We start from the raw sequence: 12,434 nt of genomic DNA, 5'->3' as shown, positions 1-12,434 counted from the left end.
ACCTGGAGCCCGGCTCCGGACCGAATCGGTCCCGGGTCAAGTCGGCCGCAAGCCGGGCGGGTTCGGCACTGAGCATCCGGTAACCGGGACATGGCTCCCGGTTATCGGATTGGCAAAGAAGGTCAACGAACCCTGTTCTCAGACACCTCACAGCCGAAATGATCCCTCTGCAGTCAATAACCAGATACGGAGAGTGCCCACTTGAGGGACATCAGACCGAGGAATCGAAAGACCGCGCTCGGTTCGGCCGGAGCGCTGGTCACCGCGACCCTGATAGCCGGCGCCTTCGCGGCGCCCACGGCGAACGCGGAGAGCCGCCCCGGCCAGGACCGCGAGGCCCGCGGTGCCGCCGTCGCCGCGGAGCGCGCCGCGAAGGCGGGGATCGACTGGAAGGACTGTCCCGCGGACTGGGGCTTCGAGAAGCCGATCCAGTGCGGTTACGTCACGGTCCCGCTCGACTACGCCCGGCCCGACGGCAAGAAGATCCAGCTCGCCGTCGACCGGATCGGCAACACGGGTACCAAGGAGGAGCGCCAGGGCGCCCTCGTGTACAACCCCGGCGGCCCCGGCGGCTCCGGCATGCGCTTCCCGCGCCGTGTCACCACCAAGAGCGCGCTGTGGGCCAACACGGCCAAGGCGTACGACTTCGTGGGCTTCGACCCGCGCGGCGTCGGCCACTCCGCGCCCATCTCCTGCATCGACCCGCAGGAGTTCGTCAAGGCGCCCAAGGCCGACCCGGTGCCGGACTCCGAGGCGGACAAGCGTGCCCAGCGCAAGCTGGCCGCCGAGTACGCGGACGGCTGCTACGAGCGCAGCGGCGAGATGCTGCCGTACATGACCACGCCGAACACCGCCCGCGACCTGGACGTCATCCGGGCCGCGCTCGGCGAGAAGAAGCTCAACTACCTGGGCGTCTCCTACGGCACCTACCTCGGCGCCGTCTACGGCACGCTCTTCCCGGGCCATGTCCGGCGCATGATCGTGGACAGCGTCGTCAACCCGTCGCGCGAGAACATCTGGTACCAGGCCAACCTGGAGCAGGACATCGCGTTCGAGGGCCGCTGGAAGGACTGGGAGGACTGGGTCGCCGCCAACGACGCCACCTTCCACCTGGGCACCACCCGCGCGGACGTCCAGGCGAAGTGGCTCACGCTGCGTGCCACCGCCAAGAAGAGCCCCCTCGGCGGGGTCGTCGGCCCGGCCGAGCTGATCTCCTTCTTCCAGAGCGCCCCGTACTACGACTCGTCGTGGGTGCCGGTCGCCACGGTGTTCAGCAAGTACGTCGCCGGGGACACCCAGGCGATGATCGACGCCGCCGCTCCCGACCTGTCCGACACCGCGGGCAACATCTCCTCGGAGAACGGCAACGCCGTCTACACGGCCGTCGAGTGCGCCGACGCCAAGTGGCCCACCGGCTGGAAGCAGTGGGACCGCGACAACACGCGGCTCAACAAGGACTACCCGTTCATGACGTGGGCCAACGCGTGGATGAACCTGCCTTGTGCCACCTGGCCCGCCAAGCAGCAGACCCCGGTGAACGTGAAGACCGGCAAGGGTCTGCCGCCGGTGCTGATCGTGCAGTCGCAGCGTGACGCCGCCACGCCGTACGCGGGCGCCGTCGAGCTGCACCAGCGGTTCAAGGGCTCGCGTCTGATCACCGAGAAGGACGCCGGCTCGCACGGTGTGACCGGTCTGGTGAACCCCTGCATCAACACCCGGGTGGACGCCTACCTGCTCACCGGCGAGCTGGACGGCGCGGACGTGACCTGCACCCCGCACGCCACGCCGAAGCCGTAACCGTCGGTCGTACGAGGGGAGGGGCGGCGGGGGCCATCACCCCGCCGCCCCTCGCTCGGTCCCGGGCATCGAGCCAGGCGCCCTCGGTCGCGGCAGCGTGCGGCGGCCAGCTCAACTCAGCGGCATCCGAGGGAACTTGAGCTGCCTTGCCGCCGTCTCTGCCGCCAGTTCGGCCTTGACCTCGGCCGCGTACCGGTCGACGTACTCCTGCTCGGACAGCGCCAGGATGGCGTACATGAGCTCGTCGGTGACGGCGCGCAGGATCGCCTTCTCGTTCTCCATCCCCGCGTAGCGGGAGAAGTCCAGCGGCTTGCCGAAGCGGATCACCACGGGGTGGATGCGCGGGAGGACCCGGCCCGGCGGCTGCGCCTCGAAGGTGCCGATCATCGCGCACGGCACGATCGGCACGCCGGCCCGCAGGGCCATCACCGCGACACCGACCTTGCCCTTGTACAGCCGCCCGTCGTGCGAACGGGTGCCCTCCGGATAGATGCCCAGCAGTTCGCCCCGGCTCAGCACGCCCAGGCCCTCGCGGATCGCGGCCTGTCCTGCCTCCTTGCCGGTGCGGTCCACGGGGATCTGCCCGATGCTGTGGAAGAAGGCGGCGGTCAGCCGGCCCTTCAGGCCCGAACCGGTGAAGTACTCGGACTTCGCCAGGAAGGTGATGCGCCGTCTGAGGATCGCGGGCATCAGGAAGTGGTCGGCGAAGGAGAGGTGGTTGCCCGCGACGATGGCCGCGCCCGACGCCGGTACGTGCTCCAGACCCTCGATCCGGGGCCGGAAGAGCACTCTCAGCAGCGGTCCCAGCACCACGTACTTCAGGAGGTAGTAGAACACGGCTCGCCTCTCGCCCCTCCACGGTCGATCTGCATACTCCTGCGCAAGCTTCCCGCGATGCGGTGGCGGAGGCAATCTCGTCGCCGCTTCCGGGTGCACGGGAGGGTCATCGGCGGCGGGCGAGGGTGGCGGCGGCCTCCAGCATGAGCGCGTGCACGAAGGACTGGGGCAGATTGCCGCGCAACTGCCGCTGTGCGACGTCGAACTCCTCCGCGTACAGGCCGGGCGGGCCGCAGGCCGCGCGGTTGCGCTCGAACCAGCGGACCGCCGCCACCTCGTCGTGCTGCTGGTGCTCGGCCAGCGCCATCACGAACCCGCCGAGCAGGAACGCCCCCTCGGCGTCCTCCAGGGGCCGCTGGTCGTGCCGGAACCGGTAGACGTGGTGGTCCACGCCGAGGTCGGCGCGCACGGCACGCAGCGTGGCGACGGTCCGGGGGTCGTCGGCCGGCAGGGCGCCGCGGACGGCGGGCAGCAGCAGCGCGACGTCCACCCCCGGCTGTGCCGGGGAGCGCTGCCAGCGCCCCGAGGGGTGCAGGCACTCGGCGGACGTCCCGGCCACCAGCCGGTCCGCCAGCGCCTCCCAGCCGGCGGCGCGGCCGGCGCCCGTCCCCGGGCCCGCGGCGGCGATCGCGCGCAGCCCGGCCGAGCAGACCAGCCGGCTGTGCGCCCAGCGGTCGGCGTGCAGTTCCCAGATCCCGGCGTCCGGCTCCCCGTGGCGGGCGGCGATCGCGTCGGCGGCGGTGACGGCGGCGTGCCAGCCGTCGGCGTCGAGGCGGTCGTGGCGGGCCGCGGCGGCGAGCAGCAGCAGGCACTCCCCGAACACGTCGAGCTGGAACTGGTGGTTGACCCGGTTGCCGACGACGTCGAAGCCGCCCGGGTAGCCGGGCAGGTCGAGTCTGCGCTGGTCCGGCACCGCGGTCCCGGCGGCGGTGTACGCGGGTGCGAGCGCGGGCCCGTGTTCCAGCAGGCGCGCGACGACGAACCGCACGGAGTCGTCCAGCAGCGGGTGCGCCCCGGCGGCGGCGACCGCCTCGCCGATGTAGGCCTGGTCGCGCATCCACACGTACCGGTAGTCGTAGTTGCGGCCCTGCTCGGCACGTTCCGGCAGGCTCGTGGTGGCCGCGGCCACGGTGCCGCCGCCGGGTCCGGTGAGGCCGGTCAGGACCGCGTAGGCGTGCCGGGCGTCCCGCCGCCCGAGGGTGTTCGAGAGGTCGGGGACGCCCGCCTCCCACGCCGCCTGAGTGCCCTGCCACAGCAGGTCGGCCGGCTCGGGGTCCGGCAGCGTCCGGTCGGAGATCTCCAGGACGAGGTCGTGGTGCTCGCCGGCCCGCAGGCGCACCGTGGTGCGCAGCGCCGCGCCGTCAGACCGGGCGTCGGGTGCGCCGCCGAGGCGGACGTGCAGGTCGCCGGTGCGCGCCGTCCAGCGGCCCGCCTCGTCGCGGTGCGCCTCGCGCATCGGGTGGGCGCCGAAGCCCGCCGCCGGGTTCAGCCGGACGTCGACGTGGGCGTCGCCGTCGACGGCCAGGATCCTGCGCAGTACGACGGCGCGGTGCGGGTCGCCGGGGTGGGCGAGGGCCTCGCGGCACTCGACGATGCCGTCGGTGGTGATCCAGCGGTTGCGCCAGACGAGGCTGCCCGACTCGTAGTAGCCGCCCCAGACGAACGGCCCGGTGGGGGAGACGGTGTACCAGCCCTCGCCGCCGATCAGGGCGGCGAGGACGGCGTCGCTGTCCCAGCCGGGGGCGCACATCCACACGATGTCGCCGCGTGGTCCGACCAGGGCGCCGCGCCGGCCGTCGGCGAGCAGGGCGTAGTCGCGCAGGGGGTGCGGGGCGGGCGGACCGGTGGTGATGGGGGTCAACGTGTGCGTGTCCCTTCGTTCGACGGTCCGCCAGTCCGCCGGTCCGCCAGTCGGTCGGCCCGCCGGGGCCGGTGTCGTCCCGGGACCGGGCGGCGGACCTCGAACGGACCTCGTACGGACCTCGTACGGCGGCGGTCCGCTTCAGGCGGAGAGCGGCGCCGTGTCCATGCCCGCGTGGTCGCGCAGGCCGTCCAGGAACTCCCGGACGGCCTCGGTGGCCCTGCGCCGCGGCCGCCAGTCCAGTTCCGCACGTGCCCGCGAGCTGTCCATCAGCGGCAGTCGCAGGACGGCGTCGAACAGGTCGGGGGAGGCGGGTACGAGCCGCAGCCGCCAGGCCATCGAGAGCGCGGCCCTGACCGGCGGCAGCGGGAGCCGCAACGGCCGCGACTCCAGGATCCGGCCGAGCCCGGCCGCGTCCAGGGGCGGATCGGCGGCGAGGTTGAACGCGCCGTGCACGGGCCGTACGACGGCCGCCACGTACGCGGTGGCCGCGTCGTCGGTGTGCAGGGCCTGGAAGACCAGACCCGGCAGGTCCGGGACCGCCGGAACGAACGACGGCCGCAGCAACTGGGTGGGCAGCAGCGACCCCGCGAAGATCCGCCGCTGCTGTGACGCCGACTCCCGTTTGAACAGGAATCCGGGGCGCATCCGGACCACCCGCACGTCCGGGTGCGCCGGTTCGTACGCGTCCAGGTACCGCTCCAGGTAGGCCTTCTCCCGGCAGTACGCCGCCTGGGGCCAGCCGTGGGTCGGCCAGGACTCGTCGACCGGGTGGTCCTTGGGCCCGGGCGAGTAGGTACCGACGGACGACGCGTGGATCAGCGCGGGGACGCCGGCCGCCGCCGCGGACTCGAAGACCCTGATGCTGCCGAGCACGTTGGTGCGCCATGTCGTGACGGGGTCGTGCGTGGGCTGGAACTTCCAGGCCAGATGGACGACCGCGTCCGCACCGGTGAAGTGGTCGACGAGATCGCCGCCGCCCGGGTCGACGTCCGTGGCCGCCCAGGCGGTGCCGTCCGGTCTCCAGTCCGGAACCCGGCGGGCCAGCCCGAGGACCGAGGCCACCGCGGGATGGTGGCGCAGGGCCTCCACCACGCTCGTACCCGCGTTGCCGGTCGCGCCGACGACCACCACCCGCAGTCCGCCGGTGCCTGCTGTCTGCTGCCGCGTCATGTCGTCCATCGCAGCCGCCCTTCCAGGGGAGGTCCACGCCGGGTACCCAGGCGGGGACCGCGTACCCCCTCCGGACGGGTGACGGGACGGCCGGGACGGTCCCCGGCCCCTGGTCCCCGGTCCCGGCGGACGAGCCGTCGGGCACCGCGCGACCGGTCGTCCCGGGCGCCTCGCACCGAACCCGTCCCCCGGTGTCCCGGAAGGGACCCGTCACCCCGTGTGCCCCGCCAGGGACTGTTCGGCCCAGATGATCTTGCCGTCGGGGACGAAGCGCGTGCCCCAGCGGTCGGCGACCTGGGAGACCAGCAGCAGGCCGCGTCCGCCCTCGTCCGTGGTGCGCGCATGGCGCAGATGGGGCGCGGTGGCGGAGCCGTCGAAGACCTCGCACACCAGGGCGTGCCCCCGGATCAGCCGGAGCCGGATCGGGCCCGCCGAGTGCCGGATCGCGTTGGTGACCAGCTCGCTGACCACCAGTTCCGTGCTGAACGTCAGCTCCTTCAGCCCCCACTGCGCCAGTTGCCGGACGGCCGACCTGCGGGCCTCCGCGACGATCTCCGGTTCGGCCGGCAGGTCCCAGGACGCGACGTGCCCGGCGTCCAGCCGGTGGGTGCGGGCCATCAGCAGGGCGACGTCGTCGTGCGGCCCGGCCGGCACCAGCGCGTTCACCACGTCCCGGCAGCGCAGCTCCAGGCTGGTCGACGGACGCTCCAGGGCCGTGCGCAGCCGGTCGCGGTCCGCGTCGGCGAAGTGCTCCTGCGTACTGTGCGCCAGCAGACCGTCGGTGTGCAGGACCAGCGTGCTGCCCTCCTCCAGGGTCAGTTCCACCGCCTCGAAGGGCGGACCGCCCACGCCCAGCGGCGGGCCCTGGGGGAGCTCGACGAAGGTGATGCTCCCGTCGGGCGCGATCACCACCGGCGCGGGATGGCCCGCGGCGGCCATCCCGCAGCGTCCCTCGACCGGGTCGTAGACGACGTACAGGCAGCCGGCGCCCAGGGTCCCGGCCTCGTCGCCCCCCTCGGGGTCCGCGCCGGTGACCTCCTCGTGCGCCGAGCGGGCGACCAGGTCGTCGAGATGGCCGAGCACCTCGTCGGGCGGGAGGTCGAGCGCGGCCAGGGTGTCCACGGCGGTCCGCAGCCGCCCCATGGCCGCGGCGGCCTGGATCCCGTGGCCGAGCACCTCGCCCACCACCAGGGCCACCCGCGCGCCGGACAGCGTGATGAGGTCGTACCAGTCGCCGCCGAGGCCGGTCAGTTCGTCGGCGGGCCGGTAGCAGGCGGCCGCCTCCACCGCGTCCTGCTCGGGCAGCCGGCGCGGCAGCAGGTTGCGCTGCAGGACCAGCGCGGACAGGCGCTCGCGGGTGTAGCGGCGGGCGTTGTCGACGCACACGGCCGCCCGCGAGACGATGTCCTCGGCCAGGGCCAGGTCGTCCTCGTCGAAGGACTCCTGGCGTTGCCGCCGGTAGAACAGGGTGATGCCGAGGGTGATGCCTCGCGCCCGCAGCGGCACGATCAGCACACTGTGCAGCCCCAGCTCCACGAACGTGGCCTCCTTGCCCTCCGGGATGTTCGTCGCCCACTCCCGGGCCAGCGGGTCGAGGCGTTCCTCGTGCCACGACGTGCCGGTGGACAGACACCGCACCGGAGGTGATCCGGCCGCGTAGGCGGCGGTCTGCCCGATGGCGACGACGGCCTCGGGCAGGTTCTCCTGCGCCGACCGCTGGGCGACCCGGCGGAGCCGCAGCGGGTCCACGTCGCGCAGGGGGCCGGGCGGGAGCTCGGCACCGCGCAGCACCGGCTCCAGCAGGTCCACGGTGACGAAGTCGGCGAAGGCCGGGACCACCACGTCGGCCAGCTCCTGCGCGGTGCGCATGATGTCCAGGCTGCGGCCGATGTGCTCGCCGCCCCGGTCCAGCAGCGCCTGCCGCTGCCGTGCGCGGTGCAGCTCGGTGATGTCCACGACCGTGTAGTAGACGCCCACCGGGTGGCCCTGTTCGTCCTCCAGACGGGTGAACGACATCATGTGGGCCGTCTCGCGGTGCGGCGCGGACCGTACGCGGCCCACGTGTTCGTAGCCGGTCACCGTCTCCCCGGTCTCCAGCACGTGCCGCATCCGGGCTTCCATGCGGTCGGTGTCCAGGCCCGGCTGGATGTCCGAGATCCGCAGGCCCAGCCGCTCGTGCGGCGACCCGCCGCCGAACTGTGCGAGGGCCTCGTTGGACCACACGTAGCGCAGGTCCCGGTCCACGATCGCGATACCGATCGGCGACTGGACCAGCTGTTCGAGCATGCTGCGGCTCAGGTCCCAGCCCGCCGCCCCGGACAGCTCCGACAACAGCATCAGCAGCCGGGCCGGGCCCGCGCCGTCCTCGGCCCGGACCAGCCGGGCCATCACGCTGACCGGCCGCCCGTCCCTGGTCCGTACGGTGAGCAGCCCCGCCCAGCCGCCGTGCGCACGGCAGTGCTCGACCAGCTCCGGCACCCGCGCCGCGTCCCGCTCCCCGAGCAGCTCGGCCAGCCCCCGGCCGACCGCCTCCGCGGCCGAGTACGCCAGCAGCCGCCGGGCACCGCCGGTCCAGCTCGTCACCACACCCTGCGCGTCGAGCAGCAGGGGTGCGGCGTCGGCCACGTCGAAGCGCGGGCGAGCCACGTCGTGCTCCTCGTGTGCGCTCACGGCCGGCCTCTCTGGCGTTGACAGGGGTCCACCACCACCCGTCAGTCTTCACCCTGCGCAACCGCAGGCGCCCGCGCCACCGCAGACGTGCGACCCGTCGTACAAGCCCGTCCGTACGAGCCGGACGGGTTCGTACGGACGGGCTCGTGCGGGCCCGGATCAGGCCGCCCGCGTGAGCACTTCCGCCAGGGCTGCGAGCGCCCCCGCCAGTTCCTCGCCGGTGATCGTCAGCGGCGGCGCCAGCCGGATCGTGGAGCCGTGCGTGTCCTTGACCAGGACGCCCTCGCGCATCAGGCGCTCGCTGATCTCGCGGCCGGTGCCGATGGCCGGGTCGACGTCGACGCCCGCCCACAGCCCGCGGGCGCGGAAGCCGACCACGCCCCGGCCGACCAGCGCGGTCAGGCCGTCGCGCAGGGCCGTGCCCAGCTCGGCGGCCCGGCGCTGGAACTCGCCCGTCTCCAGCAGTTCGACGACGGCCGTGCCGACCGCGGCGGCGAGCGGGTTGCCGCCGAACGTCGAGCCGTGCTCGCCCGGCCGCAGCACCCCGAGGACCTCCCGGCGCGCCACCACGGCCGACACCGGCACGATGCCGCCGCCCAGCGCCTTGCCCAGCAGCAGGACGTCCGGGACGACCCCCTCGTGCTCGACGGCGAGGGTGCGGCCGGTGCGGCCCAGCCCCGACTGGATCTCGTCCGCGACGAACAGGCAGTTCTCGCGCCGGGTCAGCTCCCGGACACCGGCCAGATAGCCGTCGTCCGGGATCACGACGCCCGCCTCGCCCTGGATCGGCTCGATCAGGACGGCGGCCGTCGTCCCGTCGACCGCCGCCTCCAGTGCCGCGAGGTCGTTGTACGGCACCACCCGGAAGCCGGGCGCGAAGGGGCCGAAGCCCGCGCGGGCCGTCTCGTCCGTGGAGAAGCCGACGATCGTCGTCGTACGGCCGTGGAAGTTGTCCGCCGCGACCACGATCGTGGCCCGGTCGGCGGGCACGCCCTTCACCTCGTACGCCCACTTGCGGGCCACCTTGATCGCGCTCTCCACCGCCTCCGCGCCGGTGTTCATGGGCAGCACCATGTCCATGCCGGTCAGCGCCGCCAGCCGTTCGGCGAACCCGGCGAGCCGGTCGTTGTGGAAGGCGCGCGAGGTGAGGGTCAGCCGGTCGAGCTGGCGGTGCGCCGCCTCGATCAGCGCCGGATGGCGGTGGCCGAAGTTGAGCGCCGAGTAGCCGGCCAGCATGTCGAGATAGCGGCGGCCCTCGACGTCCTCCACCCAGACGCCCTCGGCCCGGGCCACGACCACGGGCAGCGGATGGTAGTTGTGCGCGAGGACGGGCTCCTCCGCGCGGATCAGGTCGGCCGAGGTGCGGCTGTCCGGGAGCGTACGGGCGGGTGCGGTCATCAGCGGATCTCCTGGGTGCAGCACTTGATGCCGCCGCCGGCCTTGTGGAGCTCGGACAGGTCGACGGGGACGGGGAGGTAGCCGCGCTCGGCCAGCCGGGCGGCCAGCGCCTCGGCCTGCGGCGCGATGAAGACGTGACGGCCGTCGGACACCGAGTTCAGGCCCCACGCCAGCGCGTCCTCGCGGGTGGCCAGGACGGCGTCGGGGAACAGCCGCTCCAGCACCTCGCGGCTGCCCGGCGAGAACGCCTGCGGGTAGTACACGACGTTCGCGTCGGGGCCGTCGCCGAGCACGAACAGCGCCGTGTCCAGGTGGTAGAAGTACGGGTCCACCAGCGTCAGGCCGATCACCGGCCGGCCGAAGAACTCCTGCACCTCGCGGTGCGCCTCCCGGGTGGTCCGGAACCCGGTGCCGGCCAGCAGATACCGGCCCGTCCAGACCAGGTCGCCCTCGCCCTCGCAGACCGACTCGGGACGGTGCACGGTGAAGCCCGCGGTCTTGAACCAGGTGTCGTAGTGCACGGCCTCGGGGCGCCGTTCGGGCGCGTGGAACAGCGAGCCGAAGACCCGGCCGCCGACGACGACTGCCGAGTTCGCGGCGAAGACCATGTCCGGCAGACCGGCCACCGGCTCCACCGTCTCGACGGTGTGGCCGTGGGCCCGGTAGGCGTCGATCAGCGCCCGCCACTGCTGCTGGGCCAGATCGACGTCGACATGGGTGTCGGGATGCATCCACGGATTGATGGCGTACTGCACGGCGAAGTGTCTGGGTTCGCAGACCAGGAAACGCCGGGAGCGTGGCACACGGCTTTCGGGCACAGAGGGGTTCCTCCGCTTCCTACGGGTGGTGACTGAGGGTTGACACCAAGGTAAGAAGTGACGGAACCGCACGACAAGGAACGAACCCTGCGTGTTCACGCAGCATCGCTGCGTCTTTACGCCGGTCGGCGCATGTCCACTGCGTCCCTCGCGGGCTCCCCTGCGTCCTGCGCGGACTCCGTGGGCGCCGGCTGGCTCGCGCCCGCCTCCGGGCTCTCCGGCAGCAGATGGGAGAGCACCATCACGCTGATCGTCTTCCGGATGAACGGCTCCACGCGGATCCGCTCCAGCACCTCCTCGAAGTGGTCCACGTCCCGCGCCCGCACGTGCAGCAGCGCGTCCGCGCCGCCCGTCACCGTCATCGCCGCGGTGATCTCCGGGTGGTTGCGCACCACCTCCGCCAGCCGCCGCGGCGGCGCCGCGCCCTCGCAGTACACCTCGACGTACGCCTCCGTGCTCCAGCCCAGCGCCGACGGCTTCACCGTGGCCGTGAACCCCGTGATCACCCCCGTCTCCCGCAACCGGTCCACCCGGCGCTTCACGGCCGTCGAGGACAGCCCGACCGCCGTGCCGATCTCGGCGAAACTGGTCCGGGCGTTCGCCATCAGCGCGGTGAGGATCTTCCGGTCGAGCTCGTCGAACGACGTGGGCCTGCTGTTCATGGCCGCACTGTATCCAGCGCGATCCCGGCGCGAACCCACACGCAGGGCACATGTCCAGACGTACCGATTGCTCCTACACTCCACCTTCATGCTGCGCGCCCTCGCCGTCGACGACGAACGCCCCTCGCTGGAGGAACTGCTCTACCTGCTCAACGCCGACCCCCGGATAAGCAGCGTGCAGGGCGCGGGCGACGCGACCGAGGCGCTGCGCCGCATCAACCGCGCCCTGGAGTCCGGCCCGCACGGCCCCGAGGCCGTCGACGTCGTCTTCCTCGACATCCACATGCCCGGTCTCGACGGCCTCGACCTGGCCCGGCTGCTGACCGGCTTCGCCCGGCCCCCGCTGGTCGTGTTCGTCACCGCACACGAGGACTTCGCCGTCCAGGCCTTCGACCTGAAGGCCGTCGACTACGTGCTCAAACCGGTCCGCAAGGAACGCCTCGGCGAGGCGGTACGACGGGCCGCCGAACTGCGCGGCACGGCACCGCGGTTCCCCGTGCACGAACCCGACCCCGACCACCTGCCGGTCGAACTCGGCGGTGTGACCCGGTTCGTCGCGGTCGACGACATCACCCATGTCGAGGCGCACGGCGACTACGCCCGGCTGCACACCGGCCGCGGCAGCCATCTCGTCCGCATCCCGCTGTCCACCCTGGAGGAGCGCTGGCGCTCCCGCGGATTCGTCCGCATCCACCGCCGCCACCTGGTCGCCCTGCGCCACATCGGCGAACTCCGCCTGGACGCGGGTACGGTGAGCGTCCAGGTGGGCACCGAGGAGCTCCAGGTCAGCCGCCGCCACGCACGCGAGCTCAGGGACCTGCTGATGCGCCGCCCGACCAGCTAGGGAGGAACTCGTGCCCCAGGACCCCGCCGAGCGCCGCGTCGTCGTCACCGGCCCGCCCCGCCGCACCGGGCGCGCCTCCGGCTACTACCGTCCCCGCACCGAGATAGCCGAGCAGACCACCCTCGGACACACCTACGTCCGCTCCCTGATGCGCACCCAACTGCGCGCTGCCTCAGCCGTGTTCGCCGTCCTCGTGCTGCTCGTCGGGCCGCTCCCGCTGCTCTTCGCCGCCATGCCGGACGCCCGCCGCCTCGAATGGGCCGTCCTCGGCTTCTGCCTCTACGCCCCCCTCGTGCTGCTCGCCCGCTGGTACGTACGCCGGGCCGAACGCAACGAACGGGACTTCGTGCTCCTCGTGGAGGACCGCTGAGCGT

Annotated in this window: 10 protein-coding genes; 3 read left to right on the top strand and 7 right to left on the bottom strand. The window is 72.9% G+C overall.

The genetic code is table 11. The annotated features are described in order from the left end of the window. The first annotated feature begins 201 nt into the window (after positions 1-201). Entirely contained in the window at positions 202-1,797 is a 1,596-nt protein-coding gene (locus tag ACWC24_RS09615) for an alpha/beta hydrolase (RefSeq protein ID WP_450662268.1), read from the top strand. Between the two features lie 111 nt (positions 1,798-1,908). On the opposite strand, the gene ACWC24_RS09610 is transcribed toward ACWC24_RS09615, so the two are convergent. The 7 genes from ACWC24_RS09610 to ACWC24_RS09580 form a co-directional block, all read right to left on the bottom strand. Continuing rightward, positions 1,909-2,634: a lysophospholipid acyltransferase family protein gene (locus ACWC24_RS09610; RefSeq protein ID WP_450662267.1), complete on the bottom strand. Its 726-nt coding sequence runs from the start codon at positions 2,632-2,634 to the stop codon at positions 1,909-1,911. A 106-nt stretch (positions 2,635-2,740) separates the two neighbouring features. Further along, the gene (locus tag ACWC24_RS09605) at positions 2,741-4,486 is read right to left on the bottom strand and encodes a glycoside hydrolase family 15 protein (RefSeq protein WP_450662392.1); all 1,746 of its coding nucleotides are present in this window, start codon (positions 4,484-4,486) and stop codon (positions 2,741-2,743) included. 150 nt (positions 4,487-4,636) lie between these two features. Beyond that, entirely contained in the window at positions 4,637-5,677 is a 1,041-nt protein-coding gene (locus ACWC24_RS09600; RefSeq protein WP_450662266.1) for an NAD-dependent epimerase/dehydratase family protein, read from the bottom strand. Positions 5,678-5,878: 201 nt separating this feature from the next. Next, complete coding sequence (locus tag ACWC24_RS09595; RefSeq protein WP_450662265.1) at positions 5,879-8,338, bottom strand: SpoIIE family protein phosphatase; 2,460 nt, start codon at positions 8,336-8,338, stop codon at positions 5,879-5,881. A gap of 159 nt (positions 8,339-8,497) precedes the next feature. After that, on the bottom strand, positions 8,498-9,736 hold the full coding sequence (gene rocD, locus ACWC24_RS09590; protein WP_450662264.1) for an ornithine--oxo-acid transaminase: 1,239 nt from the start codon (positions 9,734-9,736) through the stop codon (positions 8,498-8,500). Continuing rightward, on the bottom strand, positions 9,736-10,554 hold the full coding sequence (gene ddaH / locus ACWC24_RS09585; RefSeq protein ID WP_450662263.1) for a dimethylargininase: 819 nt from the start codon (positions 10,552-10,554) through the stop codon (positions 9,736-9,738). The genes rocD and ddaH overlap by 1 nt, the downstream gene beginning before the upstream one ends. Before the next feature lie 116 nt (positions 10,555-10,670). Beyond that, positions 10,671-11,216 (bottom strand): Lrp/AsnC family transcriptional regulator, encoded by a 546-nt coding sequence (locus ACWC24_RS09580; protein WP_450662262.1) that lies wholly within the window; start codon positions 11,214-11,216, stop codon positions 10,671-10,673. Between the two features lie 88 nt (positions 11,217-11,304). Between ACWC24_RS09580 and ACWC24_RS09575 the strand changes: the two genes are divergently transcribed. Both ACWC24_RS09575 and ACWC24_RS09570 read left to right on the top strand, forming a co-directional pair. Next, positions 11,305-12,060 carry a LytR/AlgR family response regulator transcription factor gene (locus ACWC24_RS09575; protein ID WP_450662261.1) on the top strand — a complete coding sequence of 252 codons (756 nt, stop codon included), beginning with the start codon at positions 11,305-11,307 and terminating at the stop codon, positions 12,058-12,060. 10 nt (positions 12,061-12,070) lie between these two features. Continuing rightward, positions 12,071-12,430: a hypothetical protein gene (locus tag ACWC24_RS09570; protein ID WP_450662260.1), complete on the top strand. Its 360-nt coding sequence runs from the start codon at positions 12,071-12,073 to the stop codon at positions 12,428-12,430. Positions 12,431-12,434 lie beyond the last annotated feature (4 nt).

It is taken from the genome of Streptomyces sp. NPDC001443 (genome assembly GCF_053597355.1).
Note: the sequence above shows the minus strand (reverse complement) of the source record. Positions and strands in the feature narration are given on the sequence as shown.